Source organism: Natronomonas salsuginis (assembly GCF_005239135.1).
Lineage (GTDB): Archaea > Halobacteriota > Halobacteria > Halobacteriales > Haloarculaceae > Natronomonas > Natronomonas salsuginis.
In genome coordinates, this window is the sequence record NZ_QKNX01000001.1 from 71,830 (window position 1) to 88,845 (window position 17,016).

General features: G+C 64.3%; 21 protein-coding genes. 8 read left to right on the top strand and 13 right to left on the bottom strand.

Going from position 1 to position 17,016, the window contains the following annotated elements:
- Positions 1-21: 21 nt before the first annotated feature.
- From DM868_RS00400 to DM868_RS00410, 3 genes are read right to left on the bottom strand one after another with little or no spacing between them, the layout of a single operon-like run.
- Positions 22-558, bottom strand: coding sequence for a cob(I)yrinic acid a,c-diamide adenosyltransferase (locus tag DM868_RS00400; protein WP_137274858.1), 537 nt, complete (start codon positions 556-558; stop codon positions 22-24).
- 43 nt (positions 559-601) lie between these two features.
- On the bottom strand, positions 602-811 hold the full coding sequence (locus DM868_RS00405) for a hypothetical protein (RefSeq protein WP_137274860.1): 210 nt from the start codon (positions 809-811) through the stop codon (positions 602-604).
- Positions 812-820: 9 nt separating this feature from the next.
- Positions 821-1,975: an acyl-CoA dehydrogenase family protein gene (locus tag DM868_RS00410; protein ID WP_137274861.1), complete on the bottom strand. Its 1,155-nt coding sequence runs from the start codon at positions 1,973-1,975 to the stop codon at positions 821-823.
- A gap of 226 nt (positions 1,976-2,201) precedes the next feature.
- Between DM868_RS00410 and DM868_RS15600 the strand changes: the two genes are divergently transcribed.
- Together DM868_RS15600 and DM868_RS00420 are read left to right on the top strand one after the other, a co-directional pair.
- Positions 2,202-4,169: a 3-hydroxyacyl-CoA dehydrogenase/enoyl-CoA hydratase family protein gene (locus DM868_RS15600; RefSeq protein ID WP_137274863.1), complete on the top strand. Its 1,968-nt coding sequence runs from the start codon at positions 2,202-2,204 to the stop codon at positions 4,167-4,169.
- Positions 4,170-4,224: 55 nt separating this feature from the next.
- The gene (locus tag DM868_RS00420; RefSeq protein ID WP_137274865.1) at positions 4,225-4,485 is read left to right on the top strand and encodes a hypothetical protein; all 261 of its coding nucleotides are present in this window, start codon (positions 4,225-4,227) and stop codon (positions 4,483-4,485) included.
- A gap of 20 nt (positions 4,486-4,505) precedes the next feature.
- On the opposite strand, the gene DM868_RS00425 is transcribed toward DM868_RS00420, so the two are convergent.
- Positions 4,506-5,075 (bottom strand): cysteine hydrolase family protein, encoded by a 570-nt coding sequence (locus DM868_RS00425; RefSeq protein WP_137274866.1) that lies wholly within the window; start codon positions 5,073-5,075, stop codon positions 4,506-4,508.
- Positions 5,068-5,892, bottom strand: coding sequence for a YqcI/YcgG family protein (locus DM868_RS00430; RefSeq protein ID WP_137274867.1), 825 nt, complete (start codon positions 5,890-5,892; stop codon positions 5,068-5,070). The genes DM868_RS00425 and DM868_RS00430 overlap by 8 nt, the downstream gene beginning before the upstream one ends.
- A 114-nt stretch (positions 5,893-6,006) precedes the next feature.
- Between DM868_RS00430 and DM868_RS00435 the strand changes: the two genes are divergently transcribed.
- On the top strand, positions 6,007-6,291 hold the full coding sequence (locus DM868_RS00435; protein WP_137274868.1) for an amphi-Trp domain-containing protein: 285 nt from the start codon (positions 6,007-6,009) through the stop codon (positions 6,289-6,291).
- Positions 6,292-6,610: 319 nt separating this feature from the next.
- Here the strand turns inward: DM868_RS00435 and DM868_RS00440 are convergent, their stop codons facing one another.
- A complete protein-coding gene (locus DM868_RS00440; protein WP_246048989.1) occupies positions 6,611-6,997 on the bottom strand; it encodes an Hsp20/alpha crystallin family protein in 387 nt (128 codons plus the stop codon).
- Positions 6,998-7,137: 140 nt separating this feature from the next.
- Here DM868_RS00440 and DM868_RS00445 point away from each other — a divergent pair, with 140 nt between their 5' ends.
- On the top strand, positions 7,138-7,773 hold the full coding sequence (locus DM868_RS00445) for a protein sorting system archaetidylserine decarboxylase (RefSeq protein WP_137275678.1): 636 nt from the start codon (positions 7,138-7,140) through the stop codon (positions 7,771-7,773).
- 13 nt (positions 7,774-7,786) lie between these two features.
- On the opposite strand, the gene DM868_RS00450 is transcribed toward DM868_RS00445, so the two are convergent.
- The gene (locus tag DM868_RS00450) at positions 7,787-9,289 is read right to left on the bottom strand and encodes a hybrid sensor histidine kinase/response regulator (RefSeq protein WP_137274870.1); all 1,503 of its coding nucleotides are present in this window, start codon (positions 9,287-9,289) and stop codon (positions 7,787-7,789) included.
- Complete coding sequence (locus tag DM868_RS00455; protein ID WP_137274871.1) at positions 9,286-9,924, bottom strand: hypothetical protein; 639 nt, start codon at positions 9,922-9,924, stop codon at positions 9,286-9,288. Before DM868_RS00455 ends, DM868_RS00450 begins: the two co-directional genes overlap by 4 nt.
- Positions 9,925-10,168: 244 nt before the next feature.
- Between DM868_RS00455 and DM868_RS15395 the strand changes: the two genes are divergently transcribed.
- The 3 genes from DM868_RS15395 to DM868_RS00470 all read left to right on the top strand — a co-directional run bounded on the left by DM868_RS15395 (position 10,169) and on the right by DM868_RS00470 (position 12,438).
- Positions 10,169-10,309 (top strand): rubrerythrin-like domain-containing protein, encoded by a 141-nt coding sequence (locus DM868_RS15395; protein ID WP_449289564.1) that lies wholly within the window; start codon positions 10,169-10,171, stop codon positions 10,307-10,309.
- A 2-nt stretch (positions 10,310-10,311) separates the two neighbouring features.
- Positions 10,312-11,631, top strand: coding sequence for a glutamate dehydrogenase GdhB (gdhB, locus tag DM868_RS00465; RefSeq protein WP_137274873.1), 1,320 nt, complete (start codon positions 10,312-10,314; stop codon positions 11,629-11,631).
- Positions 11,632-11,721: 90 nt separating this feature from the next.
- Positions 11,722-12,438: a class I SAM-dependent methyltransferase gene (locus tag DM868_RS00470; protein WP_137274874.1), complete on the top strand. Its 717-nt coding sequence runs from the start codon at positions 11,722-11,724 to the stop codon at positions 12,436-12,438.
- A gap of 34 nt (positions 12,439-12,472) precedes the next feature.
- Here DM868_RS00470 and DM868_RS00475 read toward each other — a convergent pair whose 3' ends face one another.
- The gene (locus tag DM868_RS00475) at positions 12,473-13,291 is read right to left on the bottom strand and encodes a lipopolysaccharide kinase InaA family protein (protein ID WP_137274876.1); all 819 of its coding nucleotides are present in this window, start codon (positions 13,289-13,291) and stop codon (positions 12,473-12,475) included.
- Positions 13,292-13,405: 114 nt separating this feature from the next.
- Between DM868_RS00475 and DM868_RS00480 the strand changes: the two genes are divergently transcribed.
- Positions 13,406-13,852 carry a MaoC/PaaZ C-terminal domain-containing protein gene (locus tag DM868_RS00480; protein WP_137274877.1) on the top strand — a complete coding sequence of 149 codons (447 nt, stop codon included), beginning with the start codon at positions 13,406-13,408 and terminating at the stop codon, positions 13,850-13,852.
- 29 nt (positions 13,853-13,881) lie between these two features.
- Here DM868_RS00480 and purF read toward each other — a convergent pair whose 3' ends face one another.
- The 4 genes from purF to DM868_RS00500 form a co-directional block, all read right to left on the bottom strand.
- Positions 13,882-15,354: an amidophosphoribosyltransferase gene (gene purF, locus DM868_RS00485; protein WP_137274879.1), complete on the bottom strand. Its 1,473-nt coding sequence runs from the start codon at positions 15,352-15,354 to the stop codon at positions 13,882-13,884.
- A gap of 163 nt (positions 15,355-15,517) precedes the next feature.
- Positions 15,518-15,691 (bottom strand): 50S ribosomal protein L37e, encoded by a 174-nt coding sequence (locus DM868_RS00490; RefSeq protein ID WP_137274881.1) that lies wholly within the window; start codon positions 15,689-15,691, stop codon positions 15,518-15,520.
- Positions 15,688-15,873 (bottom strand): LSM domain-containing protein, encoded by a 186-nt coding sequence (locus DM868_RS00495; RefSeq protein ID WP_137274883.1) that lies wholly within the window; start codon positions 15,871-15,873, stop codon positions 15,688-15,690. Before DM868_RS00495 ends, DM868_RS00490 begins: the two co-directional genes overlap by 4 nt.
- 53 nt (positions 15,874-15,926) lie before the next feature.
- A complete protein-coding gene (locus DM868_RS00500) occupies positions 15,927-16,991 on the bottom strand; it encodes a M20/M25/M40 family metallo-hydrolase (RefSeq protein ID WP_137274884.1) in 1,065 nt (354 codons plus the stop codon).
- Positions 16,992-17,016 lie beyond the last annotated feature (25 nt).

A 17,016-nucleotide genomic window follows, 5' to 3' on the forward strand; every position in this document is an offset into this window, starting at 1 on the left:
AAACTCGGTCGCGTCCGTCGGTCAGTACGACGGCGACTCCTCGCGGACGCCCTCGCGCTTGTTCAGCACGCGCGCGAACACGAAGAGCGCGTCCGAGAGGCGGTTGAGGTAGGTGACGGCGGCGTCGTTGACGGGTTCGTCGGCGGCCAACGCGACCGCCCGGCGCTCGGCGCGTCGACAGACTGCCCGCGCGTGGTGGAGTCTCGCGCCCACGTCGCTTCCGCTGGGGAGGATGAAGTTCTGGAGCGGTTCGAGTTCTTCGTCGAACCCGTCCATCCATTCTTCGAGCGATTCGACGTGGCGTGCCTCGATGTGTGGGGACTCCTCGTCCTCGGCGTCGGGGTTCGAGAAGTCCGCCTGAATGATGTGGAGGTGGTTTTGGATCGCGCCGAGTCGTTCGTCCACGTCGTCGTAGCCCGACGGGCGCGTCAGCCCGATGAGACTGTTCACCTCGTCGACGGTTCCGTACGCCTCGATTCGGGGGCTCGTCTTGGAGATCCGCGACATGTCTCGGAGGTCGGTCATCCCCTCGTCGCCGCGGCCGGTGTATATTTTCATGACTGCTCGGGGGTTCGGGCCGCAGTGATGTAAAACCGTGCGGCTACTCACCGCTCGGATCATCCTCGCCCTCGTCTGTCGGTCGGATGAAGAGATACGCGAAGACGCCGAACGCGGCACCGAGCGCGAGTCCCCACCGAACGCCCGTCTCGATATCGCCGATCAGTATGCCGCCGATCAGCATGAGGGCGAACGCGAGCGTGAAGAACGTCGCCGCGCGGATCGGGCCCTCGGAGACGAGTCCGTCGGCCATCGAACGACGTTAGAAGCCTTTGCCCTGCAGCTCGCGAGCGATGATCATCTTCTGTATCTCCGTCGTCCCCTCGTAGATCTGCGTGATCTTTGCGTCCCGGTAGAGCCGTTCAACGTCGAAGTCGTTGACGTAGCCCGCGCCACCGTGGATCTGCAGCGCCTCGTTGGCGACCTCGACCGCGACCCTGGAGGCGAACTCCTTCGCCATGGAGGCCAGCGTCGTGTTCGGCGCACCGCCCTCGTCGACCTCCCAGGCGGATTTCAGCGTCAGGTTGCGCGCCGCTTCGGTGTTGGTGTGCATCTCCGCGAGTTTGTGTTGGATCGCTTGGAGGTCGCCGATCGGCCGGCCGAACTGCTCGCGCTCTTGGGCGTACTCCAGCGCGCGCTCGGCGGCTCCCTTCGCGATCCCGACGCCCTGCGCCGCGACGCCGGTTCGAGTCGCGTCGAAGAAGTTCATCTGCTGGAGGAAGCCGGCGTCGGCCGTCCCGATCAGGTTCTCCTCGGGGACCCGGACGCCGTCGAGGATGAGTTCAGCGGTGTCGGAGGCGCGAATCCCCATCTTTCCGGTGATCTTCTCGGCTTCGAAGCCGTCCCGGTCGGCTTCGACGACGATCTGCGAGAAGCCGTTGTACCGACCCTCCGCCTCGGGATTCGTCTTGCAGAACACCACGAAGAAATCACCGACCGTCCCGTTGGTGATCCACATTTTGTTGCCATTGATCACCCATTCGTCGCCGTCCTTCTCGGCGTGCGTGCTCACGCTCGACACGTCGGAACCGGTGTCCGGCTCCGAGATCGCCGCCCCCGAGATGGCCTCGCCCATCGCCACCGGCTCCAAGAACCGCTCCTTTTGCTCGTCGGTGCCGTACTCGACGATCGCCTCCGTGCCGAAACTCGCTGCCATGATCGACAGCGCGATCCCCGGATCGGCCGCGAATAGCTCCTCGGCGATGAGCACCGAATCGACCGAGTCGTAGCCGGCCCCGCCGTACTCCATCGGGATCGTCACGCCACACAGCCCCATCTCCGCGGCCGCGTCCACGATCTCGCGTGGGAACTTCTCCTCGACGTCGTACTCGCGGGCGTTCGGGCGAACCTCGTTGTCGGCAAAGCGCCGAACTTCCTCTTTCAACTGCTGTTGCTCGTCCGTAAGGCCGAACTCCATGCGTTCAACACCGGAGCGGCATCACATAACACTTCGCATCAAAAATAACATAAACTAAAACATCGTTCAAACAGTTGGTTTGTTGTACCACCCAATCAGGCCATCGAGATGAGTCCGCGGTTAGCTTTATTCGGCTGCTATCAGTCATTTTGACGGTCGTGTGGGCTGTTACACACGAAGAGGGAAACGTTGAAACAGGTTCCGAGTGAGGGATAAAACGCTAACAATGGAAATCGACGACATCGAGACAATCGCGGTACTCGGGGCCGGCAACATGGGCCACGGCATCGCGGAGGTCGCCGCCCTCGCGGGGTACAGCGTCAATCTGCGGGACATCAAAGAGGAGTTCGTCCAGAACGGCTACGAACAGATCGAGTGGTCCCTCGAAAAGCTGGCCGAGAAGGACATCATCTCCGACAAGAAGGCCGAGAGCGCGCTAGAGAACGTCTCGCCGTACGTCGGCATCGAGGCGGCCGTCGGTGACGCCGACTTCGTCATCGAAGCCGTCCCCGAGAAGATGGAGATCAAAAAAGACGTCTACGACGACGTCGAGAAGCATCTTCCCGACCACGCGATCATCGCGTCGAACACGTCGTCGCTTTCTATCACCGATCTCTCAGAGCAGACGAACCGACCCGAGAAGTTCTGCGGGATGCACTTTTTCAACCCGCCGGTACAGATGCAGTTAGTCGAAGTCATCTCGGGCGGTCACACGGCCGACGAGACGCTCGACGTGACCGAGGCGCTGGCAGAGGACTTGGATAAGACGCCCGTCCGCGTTCGCAAGGACTCCCCCGGGTTCATCGTCAACCGAATCCTCGTTCCGCTGATGAACGAGGTCTGTTGGATGGTCTCCGAGGACGATGCGACTGTCGCCGAGATCGACTCGACGACAAAGTTTGACATGGGCCTCCCGATGGGCGTCTTCGAACTTAGCGACATGACCGGTCACGACATCACCTACCACGTGCTGGAGTACATGCACGAGGTACTCGGCGATGTCTACGAACCGGCACCGTTCCTCGAAGAGCTCATCGAGGAAGAGCGCTACGGGAAGAAATCCGGCCGCGGCGTGTACGACTACGAGGATGGTGACGGTGTCGATATCCCGGCGGACGCGGGACGCGAGGATATCGCCACCCGACTCATCGCGCTGATGGCCAACGAGGTCGGCAACCTCGTCGGCGACGACGTCTCACACCCCGCCGCGATCGACGAGGCAGTCATGCTAGGTGCTGGCTTCCCGGACGGCCCGGCGAAGATCGCCGACGACGCGGGACTCGAGACGCTCGTCGAGACGCTCGAATCGCTCCACGACGAAACTGGCCACCCGCGATTCGAGGTCTCCGACGGACTTCGGGAGGCCGCCGAACGGGGCGGCTTCTTCGGTGGCGAGTCCGGCGACGACCTCGAGTTCACCAACATCGAGGTTCGGTATCCAGGGGACATGGTCGGTCAGATCGTCCTCGACCGCGAGGCTCGGATGAACACGATCAACCCCGAGCTGCTCGAGGAGTTCGAAGCCGCCGTCGACACGCTCGAAGCGGACGACGAGGTGCGGGCCATCCTCATCACGGGGAAGGGCGACCGCGCGTTCTCTGCCGGGGCCGACGTCACGTCGATGGCCGGCAACGCCGAGCCGATCGACGCGATCGAACTCTCGCGGAAGGGCCAACGGACGTTCGGCAAACTGGAGGAGTGCGACGTGCCGGTCGTCGCCGGCATCGACGGCTTCGCGCTGGGCGGCGGCTTCGAACTCGCGCTCGCGTGCGACTTCCGTCTCGCCTCCGCACGCTCCGAGCTCGGCACCCCCGAGCACAACCTCGGCTTGCTCCCCGGCTGGGGCGGCACCCAACGGCTCGGGCGCATCGCCGGCTTCGGCCGCGCGAAGGAGATCATCTTCACCGCCGAGCGATACGACGCCGAGACGATGTACGACTACGACGTCGTCACCGAGGTCGTCGACAACGACGCCTTCGACGAGCGCGTTCACGAGTTCGCCGCGGATCTCGCCGGCGGCCCGCCGATCTCCCAGAAGCTCACGAAACGCGCGATGATCTACGGCTGGGAGGACATCGACGCCGGCCTCGAACTTGAAGCGCAGGCGTTCGGCCACCTGATGCACACCGACGATCTCACGGAGGGGATCACGGCGTTCATGGGCGACGACGAGCCGGAGTTCGAGGGCAAATAGCCACTCTCGCACTCGGCCGAAACGGTCAACAGAGGTCGACGCGTACCGGCGACCAATGGTCGGCTCCCGCACACTGACCGCCCTCGTCGGGATCGTCGGGAGTCTCGCGTTGAGCGTGCTCCTGTACGCCTACACCGACTCACTTCTGTTTTTTCTGTTCGTCCCGTTCATCCCGTTCCTGTTCGCGCGTCGCGACGAGGGGACCAATCGACCGCCCATTCGCGAGTGCTCACGATGTGAATTCACCACGCGAAACCCCGAGTTCGAGTACTGTCCCCGGGACGGGAGCCGGTTGTACGAGCGGACTGACAACTGAGTCGGTCGTCTCTGTCCCGGCTACTGGAGCGCGTCGATCGCGCCATCGGCACTCAACACCGTCGCGAACTCCCCGCGCAACTGTGCCAGCGCCGTCCGGTGGATCGTCGCGGCGTCGAACCGCTCCTCGCCGAGCGAGCGCGGGAACGTCGCGGTCGCGTCCGAGACGACGAAGACGTCGAAGCCGCGATTTTCTGCCATCCGCACCGTCGTTGAAACGCAATGGTCGGTCGTCAACCCGCAGACGACGAGCGTGTCGTATCCCCGCTCGCGCAGCCACGGTTCGAGCTCCGTGTCGACGAACGCCCCGTTGACTCGCTTGACGAACTCGGGTTCGTCCCCCTGTGGGTGGAGCCCCCGTTTGAATCCGAACCCCGGCTCCTCGCCCCGGAGCGGCGAGTCGGGCTCGGTCGAATCGTGTCTCACGTGAGCCACCGGGAGCCCGCGTTCGCGCCACGCAGACAGGAGCCGTCTCGCGGTCGACTCGGCGTCGAGGTTGTTCCGCTCTCCCCAGCCAGGGTCGTCGAAGCCCCGTTGGAAATCGACGAGCGTCAGAACCGGCGACCCGGCCGCGAGCGTCGGCTCAGGCATGCGGCTCAACGGCCTCCCGCTCGTCGATCAACAGCGTAGACTTCGGATGCTCGCGGGTGACGTTGATTGGACATACGTCGGGTGCCTGGCGCTCGTCCGCCGACAACATATACTGCGGCCACTCGCGATCGCCCTCGACGCCCCAATCGCCGAGGTCGGCGTGGGGGCAGACGCCATCGTACTCGCCGAGTCGGTCCTGGATGACCTCTCTGGCGTGTTGGCCGGCGACCGTATCGGCGGTCACGTTCAGGCTCTCGAACAGCGCTCGGGGCTGGAATGTGATCTCGAGGCCGATCGGGCAGTAGCGACTCTTTCGAGCCCCGTAAAAGGGCGCTCGGCAGGTCGGGAACATCGGCTCGCCGCCGAACGAAAACTCCCATCGCGAGTCGTCGGGGTCGGTCGGGATGGCGTCCGGCCACGGCTTTGGATCGTGAACGTGGAGGAACTGCAGGATGTGCCACAGCGCGTCGTGATAGTCGGCCTCGGACAGCTCGCGTTCGGGCGGTTTGAAGAAGGTGACGAGCGACGCCCGATCGCTGTGCTGTCGCCAGCTGTCGAGGTACTCGAGGAGCGTCTCTCCGAGGTCGAGGAGGGCGTCTTTGTCCGTCATCGACGGAACGGCGGTGTACAGCGGGTCGCCGTTGGCCACCGACTCCACGCCGAAAAAGCACGGAAACGGCGAGCCGTTTCGCGTGCCCAACAGCCCCTCGCGAAAGGACGACCAGTGCGCTCGGACCCACGGTGGAGCGCTCCCGGACTCGACTCGGGCCTCGAGTTCCGCCTGCGTCCGCAGCTCGCCGACGACGGGATCGGTCATTGTCGCCTAGACGTCCGCTGTTCGCATTTATCCAACGGTTTCGGCAGCATCGTCGGACTGTTCGATCGGGCGCGGCGACGAGCGTTTATCTTCGTGCGTCTCGTAACTGAGCGTATGCCAGAAGAAGTCCTATTTAAATCGGAAGGCTCAATGTCCCGTTCGGAGATCGCCTCGTATCTGCGAACCGTCGCGGATTCGCTCGACGCCGGCAAGTCGATCACCCTGACGGCGGGCGATCAGTCGGTGACCATGGAGCCACCCGCCCGGCCGACGTTCGAGGTCAAAGCCGAGCGCGAGGGTCCGACCGACGGCGCGGGTGAACTGAGCGTCGAATTCGAGCTGGAGTGGGACGAGGACGGCGGGGACGGCGCGACCGGTGGCGAACTGTCGATCGAATAGACCCCGTATCTCCGGCTCGAATATTGCGTTCGTGAGCGGTCGTATCGCGCTCGTTGGCGACCGCGTATAAGTGGACGCGAGATCCCTGAGCTGGTTCCGATCGAGATTTAAAAACTATTGTGAGGAGCGTGCGTCGCCGCCGCAGTCGATTGTATTTAAATAGTGCCCGAATCTGATTTAAATAGTATATAAATGAATACCCGTCTGGTTTACCGATCCACCAGTCGCGTGTATAAACCCATCCGCCACATATATAAAAAAACTGTCAGCGTGACCGACCCGCCCGTCGACCCCGCTCGATCTTGGTACGATGGCCCTCTCACTCGATCTCGATTCGATGGCTGATCTTCTCGGCCGCATCCTCGGCGGGGAGACGGATTTCGAGCACCCCGTTGCGGTAGGTAGCCTCGATGTCCGCTTCGTCCACGTCTCCGGGGAGTCTGAGCTGTTCGTGGACGCTTCTGCTCCACGCTTCGCCGTCGTCGGATCCCTCGTGGAGCGCCTCGATCGTCAGAACGCCGTCGTCGAATCGGAGGTCAATCTCGGACGTCTCGAACCCTGGAAGATCCGCGTGGACGACGTAGCCATCCCCGTCGATCTCGGTGCGAACGGGGATGGACCGCCCGTAGCCGACGTCGAAGTGACTCTCGGACATGGCGTGTCGCATCTCTTCGAACAGGCGGTTCATCTCGTCGAGTACGGTCATTCGTTTCATGACTATCGATCCGTATAAAGGGGCGCTCGGAGGTTAAATATCGCTGGACGCGTGATAGCAAATCGCCGCCGGCTGTCCGTCACCCTCCCGTTTCGGCCCCTCGCGGTACCATAATGACCTTGTCGTTCCGCATGGATCTCTCTACTGTGACCCCCTCGCTCACCTCCCTCGCTCCGATACCGGCCGTCGCGCCCGGAACGTGGCGGCTCGCCCGCGTCCCGCTGATTCTCGCCGTCCCGCTGCTCGTCGTGAGCCCGCCGCTCGCGATCGGCTGTCTTCTCGCGGCGGCGATCACGCTGTGGTTTCACCGCGATCCCCGGCGCTCGCCGCCGCCGTCGGGCGTCGTCGCCCCGGCCGACGGACGCGTCTCCGCCGTTCGCCGAGAGGGCGACCGCGTCCGCATCGCGGTGTTCATGAACGTCACCGACGTGCACGTGAACCGCGCTCCCGACGCCGGCACTGTCGAGGCGGTCGAACACACGCCGGGAAAACACCTGCCCGCATTCAGTAAGGAGTCAGAGCGCAACGAGCGCGTCCAGATCGACTGCGGCGCGTACGAGGTGACGCTCATTGCCGGGGCCGTCGCCCGCCGCATCCATCCGTACGTCGAGTCCGGCGACGAACTCGATCGCGGCGATCGGATCGGCCACATCTCGTTCGGCTCGCGAGCCGACGTGCTTCTCCCCTCGTCGTACGACCTCGACGACGTCCGGGTTCGGGAGGGCCAGCGCGTTCACGCGGGTGAGACGGTGGTCGCGTCGGCGTGAGCGACACCGCGGCTCACTCGTACACTGTCGGTCGGAACGTGATACCCGTGATCTCGAAGCGGGTTCCGCCCTCCTCGGATTCCGTGAGGTCGATCGTCCACCCGTGACCCACGAAGATCTGTTTGACGATGTTCAAGCCGAACCCGGTGTTGTTCGCGTTCGTGGTGTATCCCGATTCGAACACCTTCTCGCGCGTGTCCTCGGGGATCCCCTGCCCCGTGTCCTCGACGTAAATGCCGCCCTCCATCGTGCCGACGCGGACCGTCAGATCGCCGTTCGTGTGCTCGATCGCGTTCGCAAAGAGGTTCTCGAACGCCTGCTGGAGCGCGCTCGGGTCGGCGTCGAGTTCGCGCGAATCGACGATGTGTAACTCCGCCCGCTCGGTCTCTGTGCCGACCATCCCCCAGGCGCGCTCGGCCACGTCTTTGAGCGGTACCTGCTCCGTTCCGTCGACCGTGCGCTCGTGTTCCGCCATCATCAGCACGCGATCGACCAGCGAGTCGATGCGTTCGATCGCCCGCTTGATCCGTTCGAGGTGTTCGTCGTCGTCGGTCTCCTCGTACAGCATCATCGAGTTGGACGCGACGCTGAGGGGGTTTCTGATGTCGTGTGCGATGACCTTCCGCATGTCCTTGAGCCGTTCGTTCTGCTGTTCGAGCTCGCGCTCGCGCTGTTTCAGCGCCGAAATGTCCCGAGCGTTGGCGACGAACCCGTCGATGAGGTCGTCTTCGAACATGTTCTTTCCGCGCACTTCCAAGAGGACGTAATCGTCATCCGCCGTTTTGAACCGGCTCTCGATGACCGGTTCCTTCTCGGGGTTCTCGATGGCGTCGAAAAACTCCTCCATCGCGTGTTTTCTGTCGTCGACGGGCATGTAATCGAAGGCGCATTCGCCGATGAGTTCTCGCTGTTCGTAGCCGAGAATCTCCTCACAGACCGGCGAGATGTACCCGAATCGGCATTGCGAGTTGACGATGGCGAGCATGTCCGTCGAGTTCGTCACCAGTTTGCTGAACTTCTGCTGGGACAGTTTGAGCTGTTCGCGCGCCTCGTACTGCTTGAACGCGTTGGCGATTCGATTCGCCAAAAGCGAGTACTGGCTGGAATCGGTCCCCTTCTGGAGATAATCGTTCACGCCGTTCGAGATGGCTTTGCTCGCGATCTCCTCGGAGCCTTTCCCGGTGAAGAGGATGAACGGGATCTCGTAGTGCTCCTCTCGAACGGCCTCGAGGAATTCGAGGCCGTTCATCTGTGGCATGTCGTAATCGCTGACGATCACGTCGATGGTCTCCGTCCGGAGTCGGTCGAGAGCGTCCTCTGCATTCGGCTCGGCCTCGACGACGAACTCGTCTCGCTCCCGTTTGAGAAACGACGCCGTCAGATCCAGCAGGTCCGGATCGTCGTCGACGACGAGAACCGTTATCTCCGCTTGGGCCCCGATGCCAACGAAGATCGGTGCGAGATCGTCGTCTGCCCCATTCCCATCCGAGATCGCGGTTTCGTAGATACCCTTCATCTCCCCGTACGCTCCAGAATGAATTCGTAGTACGGCACCAGCACCTCGATGCCCTGCTCCCAGTGTCGTTTGGTGTTCATGTCGTGTAACTCCGAGGCGAGCACGTACCGCATCGGCTCCGGCCCCGGTCCAGATCGTCCCCCCCGTCGTTTCTGTGGGTATTCGGGATCCCCTATCGCCGCGCGGATCTCGTACATCTGCGCTCGCTGGTAGGGCGACCAGTAGTCGCCGCCGGCCTTGTGCTGACGCCACGCCTCGACCTTGTTGGTGGCGTAGTGTTGCTCTGCACCGACGACGTGTGCCCGCTGTCGGAGGCACGATGAAACCCGACTGTAGTCGGCATCGAGTATTCGCTCCTCGCTGATCTCGCCGCCGGTCAGACACCGAAATTCGACGTCGTCCTTCGCCCAGAGCGCGTCGATGAGCGCCGTCGACGCGAGCTCAATATCCTCGTCGTCGAGATGGGGGAACTGGAGTTCGTCTACCCGTCGACACGCCTCGATCGCCCGCTGGCGTTCGCCCTCGTCGTGCGCCCGGAATACGTGAGCCAACCCAATCGCCATCTCCCTAGCGGTCGATCGTCGGTCCGCGTCCCCCCGACCACCGTCGCCTTCGTCGATTTGTTGGCTATCCATTCTGTTTGTTATAATGACACATGGTTTATAAAGCTTTGCGCCTGCGACCGCACGTACCTACCGAAAACGACGCGACCCGTCGACGAAAACCCGGCGACAGCGCCCGGGTCAGCCGTCCAGCGCTCGGATGAACGCGAGGGTGGGCCGCTCGGTACGGGAATGTATGTTTAACCACAAGACATTTCCTTATATTCCTATAATTGTATGGTGGGTGCTGCAATGCGGGGCGCTCGAACCAACCATGATGGACCCTGAATACGACCCGAACGCGGAGAATCCGTACGAATGCTTCATGTGTGGAACGGCCATCGAGGCTCGAAACAATCCGGACTCATGCCCGAACTGCGGTGGGGAGATGCGAAACCGGCTCATCCCGGTTGAATAGCGATGGATGCACACGCTGGCGGTGAGCGGTCGTCGAGCGATGGTGACGCGGCGGCGGGATCGACGTCCGAGTCCACGTCCGCATCGGAATCGGCGCTCGAAACCGCGAGACGACAACTCGACAGAGCGGCAGGCTATCTCGAATTGGATCCGAATGTCGTCGAGCGGCTCCACCACCCGACCAAGGTGGAAGAGGTGACGATCCCAGTCGAGCGCGACGACGGGACCGTCGAGGTGTTCACCGGCTATCGCGCACAACACGACAGCGTCAACGGTCCCTACAAGGGCGGGCTCCGGTATCACCCCGACGTCACTCGGGACGAATGCGTCGGGCTCGCGATGTGGATGACGTGGAAGTGCGCCGTGATGGGCCTCCCGTTCGGTGGAGCTAAAGGGGGTATCGCGGTCGACCCGAAGCAACTGTCCGGCGACGAGAAAGAGCGTCTGACGAGACGGTTCACCCAGGAGATACGAGGGATCATCGGTCCGACGCGTGACATTCCCGCCCCCGACATGGGAACCGACGCACAGACCATGGCGTGGTTGATGGACGCCTATTCGATGCAGGAGGCGGAGACGATACCCGGCGTCGTCACCGGCAAACCGCCGATAATCGGCGGTAGCGAGGGGCGCGAGGAGGCCCCCGGTCGAAGCGTCGCGATCGTCGCCCGCGAGGCCTGTGCGTACGACGATCGATCGCTGACCGAGACGACCGTCGCCGTCCAGGGGTACGGCAGCGTCGGCGCGAACGCCGCTCGACAACTGGACGAGTGGGGCGCCTCAGTCGTGGCGATCAGCGACGTGAACGGTGCGATGTACGATCCTGACGGGATCGACGTCGCGTCGGTGCCCTCACACGACGAGGAACCGGAAGCCGTCACGCGCTACGCGGACACCGTCATCTCGAACGACGACCTGCTCGAACTCGACGTCGACGTGTTGATCCCCGCCGCAATCGGCAACGTGATTACCACCGAAAACGCCGACGAGGTACGGGCACCCATCATCGTCGAGGGTGCGAACGGCCCGGTGACCTCGGGTGCTGACGAGATGCTCGCCGAACGGGACGTGGCCGTGATCCCGGATATCCTGGCGAACGCCGGCGGCGTCACGGTCAGCTACTTCGAGTGGCTCCAAGACATCAACCGCCGCTCGTGGTCGCTCGACCGCGTCAACGAGGAGCTCGAAACCGAGATGCTCGAGGCGTGGCGCGCCGTCCGCCACACCTTCGACGAGCGCGATCTCACCTGGCGAGAGGCCGCCTACATCGTGGCGCTTTCGCGGGTCGCCGCCGCACACGAAGCTCGCGGTCTGTGGCCGTGAGCTGACCGGAGAGACGACTGCGCCGACAGCGGTGGGGATACACCTTTTTCATTCGGTGATGTGTGTGCGAGTACGGATCACCCGACGAGCATGAAAGACGCTATCCGACACAACTTCGATCTGAGTCCCGACGCCTACGGCGAGTACGAACGGATGACCGGTCGGTTCGGGACGCTCGCCGACCGACTGTACGAGGCGATGCGCGCGCGGTCCTCAACGCCGATCCGGAGCTACCTCGACGCGGGTGCCGGCTCCGGCATCAGCACGCGGCGGCTCCTCGCGTCCGGCTGCTCCCCCGTCGCGTTAGATCTCAGTCGGTCGATGCTCCTGGAGAACCCGGCCGACCACCGCGTGCAGGCGGATTTCGATACCCTCCCGTTCGCGGCCGATACGTTCGACGCCGTCGCCTTCACCGCCTCCCTGTTCTTGACGCCGGAGCCGGACCGGGCCGCGCGCGAGGCCCGCCGGGTACTGCGTTCCGGCGGGGTCGTCGGCGCCGTCGCTCCCATCGGCTGGACGGCGACGGACGGGTCGGACGTGTTCGAACCGCTCGATCGCCAGTCGCGGTCGCCGACCGGTGCGGAGGCGGTCGGCGACGCGCTCCGACTGTCGTTTTCGGTCGAACACGGTCGGTGGACGTTCGAGACGACGGCGGAGAATCTGCGGGCGCTCCACGCGATCCCCGCGATGGCCGCTCGCCTCTATCCCCGACTCTCCCCGAAAGAGCGGATCGAGCGGGCGCAGACGCTTCTCGCCGATGTCGACGGACCGCTCGAACAGCACTGGCGGTGGTTCGTGGGCGTGTAACGCTCGTCACGCCTCCCGGCCAGCCTCGCCACCCTCAGGACGCCACCTTCTCGATCTCACCCTTGAGAGCCGCGGTGTCGAAGCCGTGATCCGGCCGAAGCCCGACGAAGTCGAGGAAGTCGCGCGCCTCGAGGAGCACGTCGGCCGAGTACGATTCAAGGGCTGCCTCGACGGCGGAACTCACCCCGATGTGTGGCTCCAGAGAAGCGAGCGCACAGGCGATGTCGTACGCTTTGGCGTCGCCGATGGCCTCGTCGCTGACGCGGGTCGCATCGATGAAATACAGCGTCTCGACGCCGTCGGCGTCCGGTGCCACCAAGACGTTCTCCGCTCGGAGGTCGCCGTGTGCGAGTCCGGCCTCGTGCATCGACGCGAGGTTGGAAAACAGCGTCGGTGCGAACGACCGAACCGCATCGGCCGACAGTTCGTCGAGCGTCCGGAACGCGGCCAGATACTCCAACACCAACACGCCGACCCCCTCGAACTCGAACGCTTCGATCGGCTCGGGCGCGGCGATCCCGAGCTCGCGGATGTGCGCCGTCGCGTCGAGTTCGTGCTCGGCCATCTCGATCGGGGTGGAGAACCGTTCGAAAAACCCTTCCGTCCCCGAGGAGAACGCGCCGATGTTCCGCCCGGTCGTCAACAGCGCGTGGACGAAGGTGTGCTGTTCGGCGATGATCTTCACGAACCACCGCTCGTTCACGACGCAGGGGACCGAAAGCCAGTTGTCGGCGTCGAGTCGCTCCACCTCGACTGCCTCCGAGGGGTCACCGAAGCGACGACAGACTTCGGCCGCGACCGCCGAGACCCGCGACTTCGGAACGCTCGCCTGGAGGAGTCGGCGGATGGCCATACGACACCGTGTAGCCGTTCGCGCGTAATAAGCTGTGGCCAATCGTCCGGCGACAACGGTGTGGCCCACCGGCCGACCACAACCCCTATCGGGTCGGCCGACCTGCCGAGTTCCATGAGCTATCGGACGTTCGCCGACGTGACGGTCGGCGACACCATCGATTGCGGGACGGCCTCCGTCACCCGCGAGGAGATACTCGAGTTCGGCGCGCGATACGACCCGTTGGACATTCACACCGACCCGACCGCCGCCACCGAGACGCCGTTCGGCGACGTGATCGCGAGCGGAATCCACACGTTCGCGCTGACGCAACCGCCCGTGGTCGAACACTTCTACGCGAACTCCGATCTGGTCGCGGCCGGACACATCAAGGAGCTCCGGCTGCCGGCCCCCGTTCGCCCCGGCGACACGCTCGCCGTTTCGCTCGACGTCGTGGACAAACGGACCTCCGTCGCTTCCGACGGCCGAGGCGTCGTCACGACCCGTCGAACCGCGACGGTCGACGGAGAAAGGGTCTTCGAGATGCAAAACGACTCCGTCTGGTCGGTCCCCGAGGAGTGAGCGCACGGACAAACGTTGTCCCCCCGCGATCAGTCGTCCGCGACGCTCGCGCGCACGTCGCCGATGTCGGGCCGGGTGACCTCGCGATCAGTCGATTCGTCCTCGATGTCGTACGGGTATTCGCCCGTGACGCAGCCGAGACAGAGATCGGCTCGCGACCTTTCGAGCGCCTCGGCGACGGCGTCGATCGAGAGGTACGCGAGTGAGTCGGCCCCGACGGTCTCACATATCGCCTCAGTGTCCCGCCCGGCGGCGATCAGTTCCTCCCTCGACGCCATGTCGATCCCCATGTAGCAGGGGGCGACGATCGCGGGCGCGCCGATCCGCATGTGGACCGACTCGGCCCCCACGTCGTTGAGCAGGTCGACGAGCTGCGTCGAAGTCGTTCCGCGGACGATCGAGTCGTCGATGACGGTGACGGTTCGCCCCTCGACGACGTCCTTGATCGGATTGAGCTTGAGCCGGACGGCGCGCTCGCGGGCGTCCTGCGTCGGCATGATGAACGTCCGGCCGACGTAGCGGTTCTTCATCAGCCCCTCGGCGAACTCCACGTCCGAGCCGTCGGCCTGGGCGGCCTCGGCGTACCCCGACGCGAACGCTCGCCCCGAGTCCGGAACCGGCAACACGACATCGCTCTCGACGCCGGACTCCTCCCAGAGCTTGCGGCCGAGTTCGCGCCGAACGTCGTAGACGAGACTCCCGTCGATGCGCGAGTCCGGCCGAGCGAAGTAGACGTGCTCGAAGAAGCAGTGGGCCGTCCGCTCCCGTTCGACGAGCTGGTAGGAATCGAAGCCGGCTCCGTCTTCGTCGAGGACGACGAGTTCGCCGGGGCGAACGTCGCGGACGAGTTCACCGTCGAGCACGTCGATCGCGGCGGATTCGGAGGTGAGGATGTACCCGTCGTCGAGTTCGCCGATACAGAGCGGTCGGTTACCCTGCGGGTCGCGGACGCCGAGGACCGTGTCGTCGTGGGCGATCGTGAGCGCGTACGAGCCGTGAATCCGGTCCATCGTTCGCTTGACCGCCCGAATGAGATCGGCCTCGAGCAGGTTTCGCGCGAGATCGTGGGCGATCACCTCGGTGTCGCCGTCGCTCGTGAACGCGTGGCCGTTCGCGGCGAGTTCGTCGCGCAGCTCGTCGGTATTGACGAGGTTGCCGTTGTGGCTCAAGCCGAGCGAGCCGGATTTGAACGACACCGAGAACGGCTGCGCGCAACTGGCGTTGACGCTGCCTGCCGTCGGATAGCGGACGTGTCCGACGCCGGTCGACCCCTTCAGCGACTCCAGATCCTCCTCGTCGAAGGCGTCGCCGACCAGCCCCATCTCGACGTGGCTGTGCTGTTGGAACCCGTCGTGGGTGACGATCCCCGCGGACTCTTGTCCCCGGTGTTGCAGCGCATACAGCGCGTAGTACAGCGGCTGTGCCGCGTCTCGCCCGTCCAACGAGACGCCGACCACGCCGCATTTCTCCGTCGGCCCATCCGAGTGCCGCCCGTCTGGCATACCTAGCGGTGGGAGGTCCAACGACAAAAACCCACTCCATCGTGCGTGATGGCACGATCAACAAGCGTCAATTAATGCACGTTCGTGCACATATATCGGGGGCGAGCGATGGCGGCACCGCTCTCCGTTCGAGTGTCGAACGAGAACATCGACGATCGAAGCGTTATTCGCCCTGCTTGGACTGCCAGGCGTACCCACGGCGCTTGGCGGTCTTGCCGAACCCGCAGGACGCACAGACCTTCTTTCTCGAGTGGTAGGACTTCTCGCCGCAGCGTCGACACTTGACGTGCGTCGTCTTGTTCTTCTTCCCTTGGCTTGGGGTCCCAGCGCCGGTCATGGTTGTATCGAGACGACGTTATCGCCGCGGATAATGGTTACGTTGTCGTTCTCCTCCAACACGAGGTTCATGTGCTGGTCGTAGCCCGAGAGCACGCCTTCGTACACGGTGTCGCCCTTCAGCGTGACGCGTACGTCGTCTCCGAGCGTCTCCTCGAGAACGTCGAGCGGACGGCTTGTCATATAAATACCGGCACGCGCGAACCGTATAAACGCACCGACCCGTCGCGCTCCCCCTACAGGTCGACGCCGAACGGCGCGAACTCGTCGAGTCGAACCGCCGTCGCCGCGAGCAGCGCCGCCGCCGAGTCGAGATCGTCCCGATCGACGACCTCGACGGGCGTGTGCATGTACCGGTTCGGGATCCCCAGGTTGAGCGAGGGGATCCCACCGCGCGACGTGTAAAAGGCGTCGGCGTCGGTGCCGGTGCGGGTCCCCGCGGCCGCCAACTGGAGGTCGATCTCCGAGTCGGCCGCCACCGCCCGGACGGCGTCGACGATCGCCGGGTGGTTCGCGCTCCCGCGAGCGACGACCGGCCCGCCCCCCAACTCGACGTCGCTCCCCCGGACGCTCGGCGAGTCCGGGTGGTCGGTCGCGTGGGTGACGTCGACCGCGACGACGGCGTCCGGCTCCAGTTCGAAGCCGACCATCTGCGCGCCCCGCAGGCCGAGTTCCTCCTGCACGGTCGAGATCGCGTACACCGTCGCATCAGGATCTGTCTCGACCGCCCGTCGAAACGCCTCCGCGGCCGTCCAGGTACCGACTCGGTTGTCCATCCCCCGCGCCGCGAGCCGGCCGTCGGTGAGCTCCGTGATCTCGGTGTTGAGCGTCACCGGGTCACCGACGTCGACCAGCGCTCGGGCGTCGTCGCCCTCCTCGACGCCGATGTCGACGTGCTGTTCGGCGATCTCGTCGTACGTCTCGTCGTCCGACTTTCGGAGGTGGATCGCGACCTGCCCGATGACGCCGTCGACCGGCCCGTCGTCGGTGTGCACGGTGACGTGTTGCCCGCGGGTGACGGTCCGGTCCGAGCCGCCGATCCGCGAGAGCTGCAAGAACCCCTCGTCGGTGATCGCTCTGACCATCATACCGATCTCGTCGCCGTGACCCGTGATGGCGATGCTTGGCCCGTCAGGGGCTCCCTCGTGGACGGCGACGGCGTTCCCGTAGGCGTCCGTCCGCGTCTCGTCGGCGTACTCGGAGACGTACGACAGCCAGCGACGCTGGCCGACTGTCTCGAATCCGGAGGGCGTCGATACCGAGAGAAGATCCCTCAAAAACGACCGCTGCGTTTCGTCCATACAGTGGGGTCGGCCCCCGAATACA